We start from the raw sequence: 17,527 nt of genomic DNA, 5'->3' as shown, positions 1-17,527 counted from the left end.
TATTATCTCCCTTCATGATTCTTCCTGAGAATAGAGATCAATTTATCTATCTTTTTTTCCAGAGTAACCCTGTTTTTATTTGCTAACGCTCCTATTAGTATCTTACTGTTATTCTTATCTTCAATTATTTTTATCCAGACCTTTCTGTGGCTTATAAAAAAAGCTATAAACAATCCTATACTCATTGCAATACAACCTAAATATACCACCCATACACCAGGGTCTTTTCTTACTTGAAGCCCTGTGTATTCAACACCCCAGTAATCCTTGAAAACTATCCTGTGACCTTCTGGTAACTGGCCGGTTTCAGGATATCTTCGTAATATCCATCCTGTATATTTGTGTTTATCAGAATCAAAAAATGCGATAAGAACTGCAGGATTATTCATCTGGTTTGTATACGTAAAGGCGTGTCCATGTTCATCGACCTTAAGTGCAGGACTGAAGTCAAGAATCTTACCAGAAATAGTACTCCCTGGTATGTGAAAAGTATCCCCAAGTCTTAATTGAAACTCAGATGTTTTTCCTTCGCGAGAAGTGATACCTAATAAAAGAATACCTCTTCCAGCATTTTCAGGAATAAAACCATAACTTGACTGATAAAAGGTTATGCCTTTATAAACAAGGGGATTGTTTACCACAATGGATTTTTGAACAACAATTTGCCCGTCTTTTATTATACTCAGCCAGCTTCTATATTCTTTTGGCATATCTGACGCACCATAGAATTCCACATCGAAATTGTCACATCGAATTTCAAATCCTAATGGGATTTCTTTGCCGTTTGTGGAGAAAGCTATGTTTGATACCACACCTTCTGGAATATTCAAATATCCATTGAAACCAAACCTCATTCCTAAAATCGCTCCTATAAGTATAATGAGTATGCTGAAATGGGTAACGTATACTCCGAGTCTTCCATAACGTCCCTTCTGCAAGAATAATTGGTATCCTTTGTCTTCTTTTATCTCCTGAAAATTTTTGAATCCAACGGAACTCATTGCCAAGGCAACCTTGTCTTTTATCTTGTCCGGTTTTGCCTTCAAAATAACTTCTTTGTTTATGAGGAAATTTTTGATTTGTTCATCGGAGACAGGGGCTATTGGGTCCTTAATAATTTTCAATGTTTTTGGTAGCCTTTCAAGTGAGCAGATGATAAGATTGACAGAGAAAAGTATCAATAGAGCAGTGAACCACCATGAATGATACATATCCATAAATCCGAGTTTATCGAATATGCTAAACATAGTTGGACCGAGAGATTCTCCAAAGAGTTTCGAAAGTATCTGAATGTTTTTTTCCGGATCAGCACGTTGTTCGATAATAGTCCCTATTATTGATGTAAGAGCTATGAGAGCAAAAACGGTAATGGCGAGTTTTATTGATGCAAAAAAGTTCCAGATTTTGTCCGTTAATTTCTTGTTATTTTCTTTTTCCAATTATTTAAAACACTCCGAGTATTTATTTTAATATTTTTAAAAAAGAGAAAACAAGAAAGAAATAGTTCTAAAAAAATATTTTTAGCCCGGCGTAAGCTGAAAATCCAGGAGTATTATAGCCTCCAACTTCTTCGTAATCCTCATCGAAAAGGTTGTTGATTCTTCCAAAAAGGCTAAGCGATTTTGTTGCCTGATATGTTCCTGATAAATTGACAAGCCAATACGATGAAAGTTTTCTGTTTACAGATGAATCTAAACATTGATCTACATATAGATAATCAGCAAGCAAGGATAGCCCTTTTTTAGAAAATTCCAGAGATGCAAGAAATTTATTTTCAGGCCTTCTCGTGAGATTTTCACCGGTAGTTTTATCTTCTGTATCAAGATATGTATAACCACCTTTGAGAGATAGATAGTCTGTCATGTGATAAGAAGCCGTTGCTTCAATTCCTTTTATTGCTGCTTTTGAAATATTAGCAGCAGTGTATGTGATAGGATCTGTCTGTATCAGGTTTTTATATTCCTGAATAAAGTATGTGACAGAAACCATTACTTTTTTTTGCAAGTAATTCCCCTCTATCGATAACTCCCATGAAGAACTCTCTTCAGATTTCAGCTTCGTATTGCCATAAAAAGGAAAGAAAAGTTCATTTAGAGTTGGTGCCCTAAATCCTGTTCCATAACTGCTTTTTATTCTCAAATTCAAAGGACTGACAAGATACATTACCCCGATTCTATATGTTGTTTTATTACCGAAGGTCTCATGATCATCATATCGCAGGCCAGCATTAAATACTATATCGTCGTTCAGGAGTTTCAGTTTGTTATTAAGGTAAAATGCTTTATTTTTGATAGATTCATCAAAGTTATCTACATTCTCTCCTTTTTCTATTCTATATTCTATACCTCCAGTTACTGTAAGTATCTGCAATAAGTAAATGTTATTCTGCCAGTCAATTGTGTCAATATTTGAGATTATCTGATAATTATTGAAATATGTATCAGGATCTGTGAATTTAAGGGAATCCTGAGTTGTTGAGATAGTAATAAACTGATTCCAGATATCAGAAATATGAATCTTTCCTTTTCCTGAGACAAGATAATGATTTCCACGTTGAATAAAATTCAGATCATCAGAAGCCTCCATCTGCAGAAAGTCGAATCCATCAAGTTCAGAACGATTGTATGAATATCTTCCCATGAGTTCAAACTGTATTGTTTCTGAGGCTCTAAGACCAAAACTACTGGAAACAGAGGAATGCATATAACTATCTTCTTCCTCGCCTGTTTTTGCAATCGAGATGCCATTTGTATAAAAATGGTTGACTGTAAGCCTGTAGTCAAATTTTTCATCTCCCCCTGAAATATTAACCGATGGATTATATGTTCCATATGAACCACCTTCAAGAGATAATACAACCTTTGGTTTACCGCTCCCTTTTTTTGTGATAATATTGATGACCCCAGCCATTGCTTCTGAACCATACATCGTACTTTGTGGCCCTTTAACTATCTCTATCCTATCGATATCATTGATAGTTATTCCTGAAAAATCAAATGATCCTGTTAATGTACTGTTAACTTTTATGCCATCGATCATGACGATTGTATGTGTGGAATCTCCACCACGCATGATTACAGTTGCAAGTGTTCCTGTGCTTCCGGATTGTGTAAGATTTAATTCATGAATCTTCCTTAAAATGTCTGGAATAAATTGAACGTTCATTTTTTCTATATCATCATTTTTGATAACAATAACAGTGCTTGTTGTTTCTTCGATTTCTTCATTAATTTTTGAAGCTGTTACGATGATCTCTTCCATTGAGATAGTATTTTCTTCTGCAAATGATAAAGTGAAAAGTGATAGACAAAAAGCAGATGATAACAAAATATTGAAAAGTTTTAAAAATGATCTCATTTTTTCCTCCCTCGAGAAAGTTAAATTTTAAGAACCATGTCTGGATAGGTCTTCCGGCTCAGGGCTTTAACCTACTCGCCCACCTTCCCATCAACTTAACGATTCAAACGTTCGTAAGTTTAAATCGATTCTTTTGACAGTGGTTTGTTTCAGGGCTTTTGTTCCCCTTACGGCTGCGGGGCAGCGGAGGATTTTTTACCTCTCTTCCCTTGAATCCAGACAGTGAGTAAATTTTATGCTACTTATTGTCTAACCATCACCTCCTTTTTATTTTGGTTTTTTAAACGTTTTGTCAAAGGTGTTAGTTTATATCATAAATTAAAGAAAATTATCAAGAGTTATTGCAGACAAGTCTTGAGTTCTTCAATCCCGTTGATGACTCGTGGGCCAAGTCTATATAAACTATCGCTAATATAAAAAACCTTATTATTTTTTACTGCTGGAATATTTTTTAACCTCATGATGAGTTTTGTTGACACAACTTTCATATTTTCATGACCCTTGCCAATAATAATAACATCAGGTGATTGACGAATAATCTCTTCAACAGAATATTTTGGATATGCAGTTTTCGCTTTCTCAGCAATGTTCTTACTACCTAAAAGGTTAATTGCCTCGTTAATAGCTGTTCCTGGCCCTGCAACTATAAGAGGTTCAGGCCAGACTATAAAAAGAACATTTTTTTGTAACGATGATTTATTTTTATTCCTCATTTCCAGGCTGGCATTGTTTATGTAATTTTCTATTTTTTCTGCAAGTGAATACCCTTCAGGAGCACAATTTAAAACTGAACACATGTCGCGAATAGCTCCAGGCAACTCCGATAGGCGACGTGCTTTAAACACATATGTTTTTATATTCAATGATTGTATTCTATTAGCGAAATCTTTTGTATTTCCATCAGTAGTCATTACTACTATATCAGGTTTTAATCTAACGACAGCCTCAAGAGAAGGATTGGACATGCCGCCAATTTTTGCTATTTTTTTTGCCTCTTCAGGATAATCACAGAAGGTTGTTACTCCTATAACCCTATTGCCGAGTCCTGATTCGAAAAGAATTTCTGTAAGATTTGGGGCTAAAGATATAATTCTCTTTGGAGGTTCAGCATAAAGAAAGTGGAAAGGAAGAGGATGAAAAAGAAAAAATAGGAAAGTTAAATAAAATAACCTTTGAACATTCACCGAGGATTTTTTTCCTTAAGCATTTTATCCATTATCTTCGCTTCATATTCAGGAAAATCTTCTAGATCAAAAGGTTTTTTGCGGGTCAGGTTCAGTTTAAGAATCATGAAGTTCAATTCTCTAAATTTTTTCAGCCTTTCTTTATCATCATCTATATTATTCATCAATGAACACAGGTTCATTATTTCTTTTCTCAATTCAAGCTCTGGAGGTGTACAGCCAGCATTTTTAAGAAATCGGTAAGCCATTCTCAGATCTTCAGGAATCCATGTGTCATCTTCGAATATTATGGGTTTTCCCCTGCCTTCGAGATTATCAAATTCTCCGTTCTCAATAGCTTCTATAATTTTTCTTTCAGCTATTTTTGCTAAAAATTCCATTTTATATCACTTAATATCAAGCATTCTGTCCAGAGACTTTTTAGCAGGAATCCTTATGTTATCAGGTACCTTGATGAGATATGTATTTTCTTTAAGTGCCCTTAGAATGCTTTTTAAAGACGTCATCTTCATATTTGGACAAATCATGTCATTCCTTAAAGGATGAAACTCCTTATCAGGATTTTCTTTTCTCAAACGGTGCATTAGACCTAACTCTGTACCAACAATAAACTCTTTTGAAGAGGATGACTTAGCAAACCTTAACATACCTGATGTGCTTGTGACATGGTCTGCCATCTCAAGCACATCGAGTCTGCATTCAGGATGTGCCATGAACAAAGCTTTAGGGTGTTCTTTTCTTGCTTTATTAACATCTTCCGGTTTCGCCCTTTCATGAACATGGCAATAACCATCCCATGCTATTATATTTTTTTTTGTATTCCTCTGAGCCCACATTGAAAGATTCCTATCAGGAACGCTTATGACTGTTTCGTCCGGTAAAGACTCTATAACCTTAACAATGTTTGCTGATGTGCAACAAATAAAACTTTCTGCTTTAATATCGGCTGTAGTATTAACATAGGCAACAACCGGAACATCAGGATATCGTGTCTTTATATCTCTTAATGAAAATTCTATTGGAAATATAAAAGATGGAGGATTTTCGAATCCAGGAAAACGTTTTATCTTCATTCTTGGTGAGTCTAAATGTATCATATCTGCCATTGGACATCCAGCTTTAATCTCTGGAAGAAGCACTGTTTTATCAGGAGAGAGAATTGAAGCGCTTTCTGCCATGAAGTTTACACCTGCGAAAACAATAACATCACAATCTATTGTTGAAGCGGTACGTGAAAGTTCAAGCGAATCACCTACAAAATCTGCTATCTCCTGAACTTCATCCCTCTGATAATTGTGCGCGAGGATTATAGCACGTCTCTTTTTTTTCAGTTCAGAAATTTCTTCCTGAAGTCGATTTTCTTCGAGGTCATCAATACCTGGCAAGATTTTTTCCAAATAGATAAGAATTCGTAAAGAGGATGGTACCATCCTCGAGCACTATTTTATATATAGGTTCTGACTTTTTATCTGTTTTCCCTGTCTTGCTCCCTGTTAAAGGATAAACCGTTTTTCCATTGTAATGCGAGAGCACTTTTTTAACATATTGTTTTGTCTCTGTAATCGGAGGAATATATCCATATTTTTCAACAGCGCCTGGGCCTGCATTATATGCAGCTAAGGCAAGTGTCAGATCTCCATTAAATCTTTCGAGTAGATATTTAAGATATTTAGTTCCTCCTTCGATATTATCTTCAGGATCAAAAGGGTTAGTGACATTCATTTCGTTAGCTGTCGATGGCATTAACTGCATAAGCCCCATTGCTCCTTTCCTTGAAACAGCTCTACTGTTCCAGTTAGATTCAGTTTTTATAACAGCTTTTATAAGGGTTGGATCAATATCATATGCTGTAGCTTTTTCAATGATGATATCAGAATACATTGAAGGATCTTCAGAAGAAGTTTTGAATTTTTTAGTAGATTCAGAAAAAGAAGAATATTTTTTTTCCTTGATAATCCTGTTTGCTTTCTTATTGAAAGGAGTATCTGTATAACATGTTACCCCATTTTCATCAACATATCTATAAATATCGGCATAGACAAAATTAAACATAAGAAGAATTGAAATACTGATCAAAAATAAAATTTTCATAATAAAATCATAGCATTAAAGGGTTTATCTGTCAATAATTTTGAATTTTTGGTTTAATCCAAAATACCCTGAATCAGTCCGAAGGGTGTAGATTGTATTTTCTTTACTTTGATTTTTAGAGCTTCTTCGATATCAGTAAGTGTTATATCATCCAGAAATTTATCTTCTTCATTAAGAACTACATCGGGAATAAGCAATATGTCGTGATCTTCAACCTTGTCGAGCACTGTTTTCATAACATCCCTGCCTGTTAAAAGACCTGTTACAGTAATAGATGATCCAAAAAAAGTATTTTCAACAGGTAATACATCGATTTGAACAATGTCATCTTCTGATAATTTATCAAGATATTTTTTCAAAAAAGGATAAAATGAAATTCCTGTAAATGTCAGGAATCTTTTTTTTATTTTAATTTTCTTTGTCAACTTCACTTTTTTAGCTTGATTCATGAAATATGACACCATTCCAACACCATTTTCTATTTGATATAATTCGCCATATTCTTTTAGTGGAGGCAAAGGGCGCTCAGCTAATATATAAAGCTCATCCGCACAGTAAACAATTGGATTGCCATGTTTTTTTATAAATCTCTTCTGGAATGTTTCTATAATATTAATAGCATTTAATGCATCTTCTTTCTTTACAGGGTTAAGAGGGTGTTCCCTGTGTATTGTTAAACCAACTGGGACGACAGCTATGGAAAGCAAATAAGGATAAAATTTGTAAAGATTGTTTAATGTCTGCTGAAGTTCCTTCCCATCATTGTATCCAGGACAAAGTACTATCTGAACATTAAATCGCAACTTATTATTTGAAAGAAATTTTAGTTCCTTAAGAATATCTGGTGCCTTTGGATTTCCGAGAAGTTTATTTCGTAAAATTTTATTGGTTGTATGAACAGAGATGTATAGTGGACTGAGATGCTGTTCTACTATTCGTTTTTTGTCCTCTTTACTGAGATTGGACATCGTAATATAATTTCCATAGAGAAATGATAGTCTATAATCTTCATCTTTTATATAAAGATTTTTTCTCATTCCCTTTGGAAGTTGTTTTACAAAACAGAAAAGACAATTGTTTCGGCAGGTCTTTACCTTAAATGGCATAAAATCTATTCCGATTCCTTTACTATTTGTCATGAGTATTTGGACATTCATTATCCTGTTTTTTCTTTTCAGTTCAATATTTAAACGATCTTCGTCACCATAGAACATCAAGTCGATTGGGTCGCGAAGCTTGTAAGAATTAATAGTGAGCAAAATATCTCCTGGCATGATGCCTGATTTCTCAGCCGGACTTTCCGGATGTACATAAGCCACTTTTATACCGTGTTCACCGTGCATGCGTTATTTTCAATCCTTTATAGATATAATGAAGTCCTGAAGAAATAGTGAAAGCCGTTGTCGTTAAAAGAAGAAATTTTGGATTATCTGGCAAAAAAAGAAGATTTATGTCAAGAAGAATATATGCGATTAGAAGGCTCTGAACCCACATCGTAATTTTACCAAGCACTGATGGTTCAACCTTTGAATATCCTGCCACAAAATAAATAAGGAACCATCCTGTTATAACAATGATATCTCTACTTAGTACAGTTATAGTAATCCATTTAGGCATCCATCCATAAGAGGATAAAATTATGAATGATGTAACAAGTAGGAACTTATCCGCAAGTGGATCAAGAAAAGTTCCTAATATAGTTTTCTGATTTCTGAGACGGGCAAACAAACCATCAAAAACATCTGTTATTGCAGCGATTACAAAAAGATACAGAGAGTAATCATACCACTTATAAATAATTGATGTAACAAAAATAGGTATGATCAGGATTCTCGTAATAGTTAGTGTATTTGGAATATTAAATACAACTACCAAAGCTTCCCCTTAGAAACCAAAAGTTACATATGAAAGTTTTATGGAATCTTATATTATTAACTTTTTGTTATGCAAATTAAATTTTGTTATGGAATATTAAAAGGTAATCCTTGAAACTCAATTTTTACACCGAGAACATTATAACATTTTTTATTTGTCTTAAAAATTAATTTTTGATCTTTTCTAAAATATATACTGTTCAAATAGTTTAATAATAGCCTTACATGGCACTTTTCAAGTGCAAAATTATATCTTTTTGATTTTCTTTCAGCGGCTAAAAATAGATTTTTTGCTGAATTGTTTTTGCATTTAAGCAATGCAATCTGTCCGAACCCTAATTCGCAATAGATTATTCCTCTTGGGTCGTTTGTAAGTTTAAAAAAAGATAGAGCCATTTTAAGATATTCACTGGCCTTTAAATATTGTCCAATCATTAGGTACAAAATACCAAAACCCCATAAGGTATATGCATAACTTACTTTATCACCTATTTTTTTATATAAACGCATTGCTTTTTTAAAATATTTAGAAGAATTTTTGAAATCATTCATTAACCTGTAAGCATTTCCGATACCGCAATAAGAATAAGCTTTCCCGAACGTATCTTTAAGAGTTAGAAACAGTTTATTTGCTTCAGTGTAAAATCTCAGCGAATTAATATATTTTCCTGAAACTCTCGAGGCTCCACCAAGACCGCATAGGCAATAACCTGAACCTGCTCTATCTCCTATGGCTTTAAACATCTTCAATGATTTTTTATAGGACCTGATTGAATTTGTTATATCCCCTTTAATACGTAAAGTGCCTCCCTCTGCCCATTTTAAGAATGCAATACCCTCGATGTCGTTTTTTCTTCTGTAAATTATTTCGGATTCTTTCAATAGTTTTAATGTATCTTTCCATTTGCCCTGTGCTCTGAATGAAAGGCCAAGACCGATTTTTGCATCTGCAACTTTTGTTAGATCTCTTAGTTTTTTAGCTATTGTTAATGCTTCGTTATAACGTTCAGCAGCACGATTGAATTTTCCTAACATTCTAAGTATATCACCTGAGGAAATTGCACATTTAAAATATGTTTGATGGTCATTCATCATCTTGCATGCTTTTAGTGCCTTTTCGAATAATTTGAGAGATTCAGAATATAAAAATTTTTCTCTAAGCTTCTCGGCAAGAAAGATTATGCTATTTATTTCCTGAGATTTCTCTGAATTTTTTGATAGTTGTAACATAATCCTGAGAATTAAAAAATGCTGATCCCATCACAATGATATCTGCTCCTGCAGATATGACCATCGAAACATTGTCGAGTTTCAATCCACCATCCACTTCTATTTGAACAGAAAGACCTTTATCTCTGATAAGCTTTTTGAGTGTTTTAATCTTATCAATTGAATTTACTATAAATTCCTGTCCTCCAAAACCAGGATTAACAGACATAACGAGTATTATTTCAACATCAGACAAAATATTTTCAAGATTCCATACAGGAGTTGCGGGATTGATTGATACACCGGACTTTACACCGCTTTCCTTAATACTCTGAACAGTTCTGTGTAGATGTATGGATGCTTCAAAGTGAACTGTTAGGTAATCAGCCCCTGCTTTGATAAAATCCTGCAGATATCTTTCAGGCTGTTCGATCATTAAGTGTACATCGAGCGGTAAAGATGTAATTTTTCGGATTGACGAAACAATTGAAGGTCCGATTGTAATATTTGGGACAAAATGACCGTCCATGATATCGATGTGGAGCATATCAGCACCAGCAGATTCTGCTGCTTTTATCTCTTCTCCCAGTTTTAAGAAATTTGCTGATAAAATAGAAGGTGCAATTTTAGTCATATTTATTCGCTTTATACAGTAATACAGCAATTCGGATTGTCATTGTGATCCACAAAAGGAGGAAAGCATTTCGTTTCTCGTAGTGAGATTGCCAAAACCTCCGGGCTTGCAATGACATACTATCAAAGGTTTCTGTCATATTATCGTTGGATATGAGTTATTGTAATCTTCATAACTAAAATATAGCAATAATACAAGAAATCGCTGGTTTTTTGAAATAAAAAAAATCAGTAGAGTATCAATTTAACTAATTCACCAGTCTTTATCTGTTTACCCGGCTCAGGTTTTTGAGACTCAACAATTTCACCTGTTCCTTCAATATTAACTTTGAGATTCAATTTTTTTATAATTTCGAGAGACTGTTCAAGCGGCATAGCCCTGAAATCCGGGCAGAAGTAAGTTTTCTGATGTGGACCTAAACTTACGAGTAATGTAATAGTATCGGTTAGCGGTTCATCAATTCCAGGTTTTTGAGCAATAATTTTATCCTTTTCGATAATATCTGAATGAACCATAAAAACTCTTGTAACTCTCAGTCCTTTCTGAATCAGAATTGACTCTGCATTAAAGAGAGTTTCATTTACGAGCAATGGGATTGATTTGACCCTGGGCCCCTTACTAATAACCACCTTAATTGCCCTTTTTTCCTTTACTTTTTTGCCTGCTGGTATATCCTGTTTTAATACATAACCTACGGGGATAGTAGAATCATAATCTTCACCTTCAATCTTGAGATAAAGATTTTTATCAGTCAGAAGCCTGTTTGATTCTAAAAGATTTCTACCACGAAGGTCGGGGACCTCTACTGTTCTGCTAAAACTGAGTATTCTGAATGTAATGTATCCAAAGAAAAGTCCAAGGAATATAAAAGCTATTGCAAAAATTGTAAATTTTAATAAACTGCTGAATCCCTTTTGCAATCTTTACTCCTTTAGATATATTTTTGCAGATTAATTTTCACTTTTTTTGGCGAAAAATTCAATATATTCCCTGACTTTTGACAGATCAACCATTGTATTAATACATGGTCCAAACGGCCGAATATTTGGTATACCCAAAACCGGCAATGGATAAATGTCAGCAATCCCGCTGCTTAGATCATTTTCACATGCAACTGCAACTATGGCATCCGGTTTTGTATTGTTTACTATTCTTCTTGCGAGTGAACCTCCTGTTGCAACAGAAAGTGTCAGATTATTTTCTTCAGCTATCTGAATGAGGTCTTTAATTTCACATCTCCCACATCTTTTACAGTTATAAATATTGTATGTAAGCCTGATGTCACATTCATCCATCTGGAGACAATGTGGTAGAAGGAGAAGTATTTTTTTAGGATTGAATTTTTCTTTTTTCACAAGCGAATTATTAAAATTGATAATAAAACTTTGAAAACCCTCTTTCTTATGTTTAAAAAAGGAACCAATAATCATAAGTATAGGGTATAAAATTTTTAATATAAATCCTCTCATCCATTTACGGCTTATCAAAGAAAGAACCCTCTTTTACCTTTCTTCCCTGAATGAATGCATTAGCGGTCATAGGTTTTTTACCTTCAGGTTGGAGTTCTAAAATCGATATAAGACCTTTTCCTGTTCCTACTATGAGTTCCTTTTCTGCTTTTTCAATCCTGCCAGGTTTTCCGTTTCCTTCAAGAACACTAACCCGCAGAATTTTAATTCTTTTTTCGTCTAAATAACAATAAGCGCCAGGCCATGGATACATGCCGCGTACAAAATTAAATATCTCTTGTGAAGTCTTTGACCATATAATCTTCCCGTCTTCTTTTTTTAGAGGTGGTGCATAACTCGGTATTCCTGTTTGAGCGATTGGCGTGATTGAACGGTCTTTTATTTTTATTATAGTTTTCATTAACAATGATGCACCTGATTTAGCAAGTTTTTTACTTAAGGTCTCAGCAGTATCATCAAATGAGATTTCTATCTCTTCCTGAAGCAATATATCACCAGTATCAAGCCCTTCGTCCATGAACATAGTGGTAATCCCGGTTATCTTTTCACCATTGATTATAGCCCACTGTACTGGAGCAGCCCCTCTGTATTTAGGAAGCAGTGAAGCATGTAAATTGATACATCCAAACTTTGGAATCTGAAGTATTTCAAGAGGAAGAATTTTTCCGTATGCAACAACAATAATTAGTTCGGGATTCATGTTCCTCAGTTCATCAATAAATATCTGGCTTTTAATATTCGTAGGTTGTAAAACATTTAATCCATTTCTGAGAGCAAGTTCTTTTACAGGGGTAGGGGAAGAGATACTTATCCTCCCTCTTCTTTTGTCAGGCTGTGAAACAACAGCGATTATTTCTTCTTCTGAACTTATAAGTATATCCAGTGATGGAAGAGCAAACTCAGGAGTGCCAAAAAATATTATACGCATTTAGCAGAAGAATCTTATTTGTTTTTTATTTCCTGTAAGTACTTTTTATAACGCCTTTTAAAAAATTCTCTTTTTATAGGACTCATTCTGTCAATAAATAGAAGTCCGTCAAGGTGATCAATTTCATGTTGAAGAACTCTTGCGAGAAGGCCTGTTGCTTCCAGTTCTATTTGTTTACCTTCTCTGTCGAGACCCTTAACAAACACTTTTTCGGAACGTTTGATTGATGATATATATCCAGGAATACTCAGACAACCCTCTTCAGATTCAATCGTGCCCTCTCTCTCTATGATCAAGGGATTTGCAAGAACAATTATCTGGCCTTTGTCTTCTTTTGATGAACAATCAATAACACATAACCGACGAGAGACCCCAACTTGATTTGCAGCCAGTCCTAAACCTCTGACAGAATACATTGTTTCAATCATATTATCAATAAGATATTGTGTATCCGAATTCAGATCCGTTACATCTACGGTTTTTTGTTTAAGTATCTTATCAGGATATTTTTTTATCTCGATTATCGCCATATAAAAATAGTATAAATCATTTAAGATATTTCTTGTGATATTATATATATTCTTAATTAAGTTTTCTAATTTTTTTGAAATTAATCGAAATTATTGTGTATTATAAATGCTGTTTTAAGTTGTCAACTGATCTTATTTTATAAAGGAGGGATTCGGATTAGCAGTATTGATTTTGATTCTCCTGAAGACAGGAAAATTTACAGGCATAGTACCTCTCATATTATGGCTCATGCTGTGAAGGAAATCTTCCCTGAAGCAAAACTCGGAATCGGTCCTGCAATAGAAGATGGTTTCTATTATGACTTTGATATCGATCGACCATTTACGCCAGAAGACCTTTCTTTGATAGAGAACAAGATGGCAGAAATAATCAGGAAAAATAATCCATTTATACGCAAGATTGTGCGAAAGAGCGAAGCCATAGAGATATTCAAAAAATTAGGTGAAGACTATAAGGTCGAACTACTCAATGAAATACCAGATGAAGAGGTTTCATTATATGAAGAAGGTAGTTTTATCGATCTTTGCAAAGGACCGCACCTTGATTCAACAGGACAGATATCTGCATTTAAACTTCTTAATATTGCAGGTGCTTATTGGCGTGGTGATGAGAATAATAAAATGCTTCAGCGTATTTATGGGACTTGCTTTAAAGATGAAAAAGAATTAAAGAAATATCTGGATTTTCTGGAAGAAGTTAAAAAAAGAGATCACAGAAAGCTCGGCAAAGAACTTGATCTTTATAGCACAGGAGATGAAATCGGAGCTGGCCTTATTATCTGGCATCCTAATGGTGCAATGGTCAGAAGAATTATAGAAGATTTCTGGCTGAATGAACACTACAGAGCAGGTTATAAAATTTTATATACGCCTCATATAGCAAAACTTGATTTATGGAGAAAGAGTGGACATATAGATTTCTACAGGGAAAATATGTATTCTCCTATGGAGATTGAAGGTGTCGATTATGAGATTAAACCCATGAATTGTCCATTCCATATTCACGTATATAAGAATACATTGAGGAGTTATAAAGAACTTCCGTTACGTTATGCTGAGTTGGGGACTGTCTACAGATATGAAAGGTCTGGCGTCTTACACGGACTTCTCAGGGTTCGAGGTTTTACGCAGGACGATGCACATATCTTTTGCAGGGAAGATCAAATTGAAGAAGAGATTCTCAATGTTCTTGATTTTACTATTTTAATTCTTAAAACATTTGGTTTCGAAAATTATGATATATATTTGTCAACAAGACCGGAGAAATATGTTGGGACATCTGAGAACTGGGAAAGAGCAACAAATGCTCTTAAGAGAGCACTTGATATTAAAAAACTTTCTTATAATATTGACCCTGGCGAAGGTGTTTTTTATGGTCCAAAAATAGATATTAAAGTAAAAGATTCACTAAACAGACCATGGCAGTGTAGCACAATACAGGTAGATTTTAATAATCCGGACAGATTTGAGATGACATATAGAGGTAGTGATGGAAAAGAACATAAGCCAATCATGATACATAGGGCATTAATGGGTTCTTTGGAAAGATTTTTTGGGATATTGATTGAGCATTATGCAGGAGCATTTCCTGTTTGGCTTGCTCCTGTTCAAGTTGCTATTCTAACAATAGCTGATCGGCATACTGATTTTGCAAAGCGGATATCAGATATCCTCACTTCAGAAAATATCAGAACAGAGTTGAATACTGAAAATGAAAAAATTGGATATAAGGTCAGAAACGCTACTATTAAGAAGGTGCCTTATTTGGTTATAATAGGTGATAAGGAGATGTCAGAAAATACAGTAACAGTGAGAAAACTCAATGGTGATAATGTTGGTCCTCTCACTACAGAGGATTTTATCAGAATGTTAAAAACAAGAATAAAGGAAAAAAGTCTGGAAATTTAAAAACAGGAGGTGAGAGCATAACAAAAGATATAAGGGTTAATGAACAAATAAGAGCAAGAGAGGTCAGGTTAATTGACGCAAATGGTGAGCAGCTTGGGATAATGTCAGTGAGTGAAGCTTTAAAGGTAGCAGAAAACAGAGGGCTTGATCTTGTAGAAGTTGCACCAGGTGTTGTTCCCCCTGTATGCAAGATACTGGATTTCGGGAAATACAGGTATCAATTGAGCAAACGGCAGACACAGAAAAAACCGATGAGTATAAAGGAGATTAAAATTAGACCTCAGATAACAGAATACGACCTCGGGCTAAAAGTAAAAAGTATCAGACGTTTCCTTGATGAAGGTAATAAGGCAAAGATAACCATGTATTTTAGAGGGAGGGAGATTATTAGACCTGAACTCGGGATGAAGGTCTTTGCAAAGCTGACTGAAATGCTGACAGGAAAATTTAACATAGAGCAATCACCAAAATTAGAAGCCAATCATATAACTATGGTCATCGCGCCAAAATAAATGCATAACCTTATTAAATAGTATATGTCCATAAATTAGATTAAAGTTGTATGTCATTCCTTGACCATTTTTTATCATCCGATTTAATCGGTGAAAAGAAATTAAAAATAAAATTATTTTTTATAATTTGTTATAATAACTATTCTATTTTTAAGTAAATGATGAATAAATCTGAGTATTGAAATTGCTGATACAACATGAGAGAGATAATTACAGGAGGAAAAGATGCCAAAACTTAGAACACATAGAGGAGCTGCGAAAAGATTTAAAGTAACCGGCAAAGGAAAGATAAAAAAAAGGAGCGGATATAAGAGTCATCTTCTTACAGGAAAGTCAGCAAAGAGAACAAGAAGGCTCAGAACAGGCAGTTTGGTTTCCGAAAGAGAAAAGAATAAAATTAAGAAACTTATTCCATATTTATAATTTATAATATGTAATCCAAGCAAAGGAGGTATAGATGCCAAGGGCAAAAGGCGGATTCAAGACACGTAGAAGAAGAAAGGTGATTTTAGAAAGAGCGAAAGGTTATTACGGATCAAAAAGCCATCTTTACAGAATAGCTACAGAAGCTGTAGATAAAGCACTGCAATATGCTTATAGAGACCGTAAAGCGAAAAAACGTGATTTTCGGGCTCTATGGATTATACGTATTAATGCAGCAGTGAAGACCTTCGGATTGACATACAGTCAATTCATGGCACGACTTAAAAAAGCTAATATATCTTTAAACAGAAAGCTACTTGCTGACATGGCATATAATGATCCTGCTGCATTTTCAGAACTTGTTGAAAAAGTAAAAAGCTAATCAAGTCGTGGAAGAAATCCTGTCGCTCAAAAATTCATTCCTTAGTGAATCAAAGGCTGTTAAAACTCTCTCGGAACTTCAACAGCTAAGGGTGAAATATCTTGGGAAGAGAGGTCTTATTACTGAAAGACTTAAGGCTCTTCCTACAATTTCTCCTGAACTGAAACCAGCTTACGGCAGAGCAGTCAATGAGGTTAAAACCTATATAGAGCGTGAAATAAAGAATATCGAATCTACCCTCAAAGATGAAGATCATAAAAAAAGGATTCTTTCTGAAACTATTGATATAACTCTTCCTGGAAGATTTAGTCAATTTGGAAGAGAGCATCCTATCAACAAAATACTCGCTGAGATATCTCAAATTTTCATATCAATGGGTTTTGAGATTGAGGAAGGACCTGAAGTCGAGCTTGACTATTATAATTTTGAAGCATTAAATATACCCAAAAATCATCCTGCACGCGATATGCAGGATACTTTTTATATTTCTGATGAAGTTGTGCTCAGAACTCATACTTCACCCGTACAGATCCGCGTTATGGAGAAAAGAAAACCCCCTTTGAAAATCATCGCTTTTGGAAAAGTATATCGTTGTGATGCTGATATAAGTCATACACCTATGTTTCATCAGGTTGAAGGATTTATGGTTGATAAAGAAATCGCTTTTAGCGATCTCAAAGGCGTGCTTAAGGAATTTATCAACACAATGTTTGGTGCAGAAATTTCTTTGAGATTCAGGCCGAGTTTTTTCCCTTTTACAGAGCCAAGCGCAGAGGTTGATATGGAATGTATATTCTGTTCTGGAGATGGTTGTAGAATATGTAAAAATACAGGATGGCTTGAGATACTTGGTGCAGGAATGATTAATCCAAGAGTTTTTGAGATGGTTGGTTATGATATTGATAAGTACTCCGGGTTTGCTTTCGGAATGGGTGTTGAACGAATAGCTATGCTCAAATATTCAATCGATGATATAAGGATTTTCTTTGAAAACGATCTGCGCTTTCTAAGGCAGTTTTGAGTGAA

The 17,527-nt window shown here is 34.6% G+C and carries 19 protein-coding genes and 1 riboswitch; of the genes, 5 read left to right on the top strand and 14 right to left on the bottom strand.

All coding sequences use genetic code 11. The features are described 5' to 3' along the window. Positions 1-2: 2 nt before the first annotated feature. The 14 genes from HXY53_01290 to def form a co-directional block, all read right to left on the bottom strand. Positions 3-1,439 carry a cytochrome c biogenesis protein ResB gene (locus HXY53_01290; GenBank protein NWF75205.1) on the bottom strand — a complete coding sequence of 479 codons (1,437 nt, stop codon included), beginning with the start codon at positions 1,437-1,439 and terminating at the stop codon, positions 3-5. A 67-nt stretch (positions 1,440-1,506) separates the two neighbouring features. Beyond that, a complete protein-coding gene (locus tag HXY53_01285; protein NWF75204.1) occupies positions 1,507-3,357 on the bottom strand; it encodes a TonB-dependent receptor in 1,851 nt (616 codons plus the stop codon). A 25-nt stretch (positions 3,358-3,382) separates the two neighbouring features. Beyond that, positions 3,383-3,591, bottom strand: a riboswitch (cobalamin riboswitch). A 104-nt stretch (positions 3,592-3,695) separates the two neighbouring features. Continuing rightward, the gene (locus tag HXY53_01280) at positions 3,696-4,541 is read right to left on the bottom strand and encodes an ABC transporter substrate-binding protein (GenBank protein NWF75203.1); all 846 of its coding nucleotides are present in this window, start codon (positions 4,539-4,541) and stop codon (positions 3,696-3,698) included. Then, positions 4,538-4,921 (bottom strand): DUF1992 domain-containing protein, encoded by a 384-nt coding sequence (locus HXY53_01275; protein ID NWF75202.1) that lies wholly within the window; start codon positions 4,919-4,921, stop codon positions 4,538-4,540. Before HXY53_01275 ends, HXY53_01280 begins: the two co-directional genes overlap by 4 nt. Before the next feature lie 6 nt (positions 4,922-4,927). Then, positions 4,928-5,971, bottom strand: a complete 1,044-nt coding sequence (gene nadA / locus HXY53_01270; protein ID NWF75201.1) for a quinolinate synthase — start codon at positions 5,969-5,971, stop codon at positions 4,928-4,930. Beyond that, on the bottom strand, positions 5,913-6,593 hold the full coding sequence (locus HXY53_01265) for a lytic transglycosylase domain-containing protein (protein ID NWF75200.1): 681 nt from the start codon (positions 6,591-6,593) through the stop codon (positions 5,913-5,915). Before HXY53_01265 ends, nadA begins: the two co-directional genes overlap by 59 nt. Positions 6,594-6,685: 92 nt before the next feature. After that, positions 6,686-7,975 (bottom strand): DUF512 domain-containing protein, encoded by a 1,290-nt coding sequence (locus HXY53_01260; protein ID NWF75199.1) that lies wholly within the window; start codon positions 7,973-7,975, stop codon positions 6,686-6,688. Then, positions 7,965-8,507 carry a CDP-alcohol phosphatidyltransferase family protein gene (locus tag HXY53_01255; GenBank protein ID NWF75198.1) on the bottom strand — a complete coding sequence of 181 codons (543 nt, stop codon included), beginning with the start codon at positions 8,505-8,507 and terminating at the stop codon, positions 7,965-7,967. Before HXY53_01255 ends, HXY53_01260 begins: the two co-directional genes overlap by 11 nt. 86 nt (positions 8,508-8,593) lie before the next feature. Continuing rightward, entirely contained in the window at positions 8,594-9,736 is a 1,143-nt protein-coding gene (locus HXY53_01250) for a tetratricopeptide repeat protein (protein NWF75197.1), read from the bottom strand. Beyond that, positions 9,690-10,349, bottom strand: coding sequence for a ribulose-phosphate 3-epimerase (locus tag HXY53_01245; GenBank protein ID NWF75196.1), 660 nt, complete (start codon positions 10,347-10,349; stop codon positions 9,690-9,692). Before HXY53_01245 ends, HXY53_01250 begins: the two co-directional genes overlap by 47 nt. Before the next feature lie 227 nt (positions 10,350-10,576). Further along, entirely contained in the window at positions 10,577-11,269 is a 693-nt protein-coding gene (locus HXY53_01240) for a PASTA domain-containing protein (GenBank protein ID NWF75195.1), read from the bottom strand. Between the two features lie 30 nt (positions 11,270-11,299). Beyond that, complete coding sequence (locus HXY53_01235) at positions 11,300-11,836, bottom strand: DUF116 domain-containing protein (GenBank protein NWF75194.1); 537 nt, start codon at positions 11,834-11,836, stop codon at positions 11,300-11,302. Continuing rightward, the gene (locus HXY53_01230) at positions 11,823-12,746 is read right to left on the bottom strand and encodes a methionyl-tRNA formyltransferase (GenBank protein NWF75193.1); all 924 of its coding nucleotides are present in this window, start codon (positions 12,744-12,746) and stop codon (positions 11,823-11,825) included. The genes HXY53_01235 and HXY53_01230 overlap by 14 nt, the downstream gene beginning before the upstream one ends. 14 nt (positions 12,747-12,760) lie before the next feature. Then, a complete protein-coding gene (gene def, locus HXY53_01225; GenBank protein NWF75192.1) occupies positions 12,761-13,276 on the bottom strand; it encodes a peptide deformylase in 516 nt (171 codons plus the stop codon). A gap of 93 nt (positions 13,277-13,369) precedes the next feature. Between def and thrS the strand changes: the two genes are divergently transcribed. From thrS to pheS, 5 genes are all read left to right on the top strand, one after another. Further along, entirely contained in the window at positions 13,370-15,184 is a 1,815-nt protein-coding gene (gene thrS / locus HXY53_01220; GenBank protein NWF75191.1) for a threonine--tRNA ligase, read from the top strand. A 17-nt stretch (positions 15,185-15,201) separates the two neighbouring features. Further along, entirely contained in the window at positions 15,202-15,696 is a 495-nt protein-coding gene (locus HXY53_01215; GenBank protein NWF75190.1) for a translation initiation factor IF-3, read from the top strand. 225 nt (positions 15,697-15,921) lie between these two features. Next, entirely contained in the window at positions 15,922-16,119 is a 198-nt protein-coding gene (gene rpmI, locus HXY53_01210; GenBank protein ID NWF75189.1) for a 50S ribosomal protein L35, read from the top strand. A 34-nt stretch (positions 16,120-16,153) separates the two neighbouring features. Continuing rightward, the gene (gene rplT, locus HXY53_01205; GenBank protein NWF75188.1) at positions 16,154-16,501 is read left to right on the top strand and encodes a 50S ribosomal protein L20; all 348 of its coding nucleotides are present in this window, start codon (positions 16,154-16,156) and stop codon (positions 16,499-16,501) included. A 7-nt stretch (positions 16,502-16,508) separates the two neighbouring features. Continuing rightward, the gene (gene pheS, locus HXY53_01200) at positions 16,509-17,522 is read left to right on the top strand and encodes a phenylalanine--tRNA ligase subunit alpha (protein ID NWF75187.1); all 1,014 of its coding nucleotides are present in this window, start codon (positions 16,509-16,511) and stop codon (positions 17,520-17,522) included. The last annotated feature ends 5 nt before the right edge of the window (positions 17,523-17,527 follow it).

Source organism: Nitrospirota bacterium, assembly GCA_013388455.1.
GTDB lineage: Bacteria > Nitrospirota > Thermodesulfovibrionia > Thermodesulfovibrionales > SM23-35 > JACAFF01.
The sequence above is the reverse complement of the archived record's forward strand: the minus strand, read 5'-3'. Positions and strand labels throughout refer to the sequence as shown.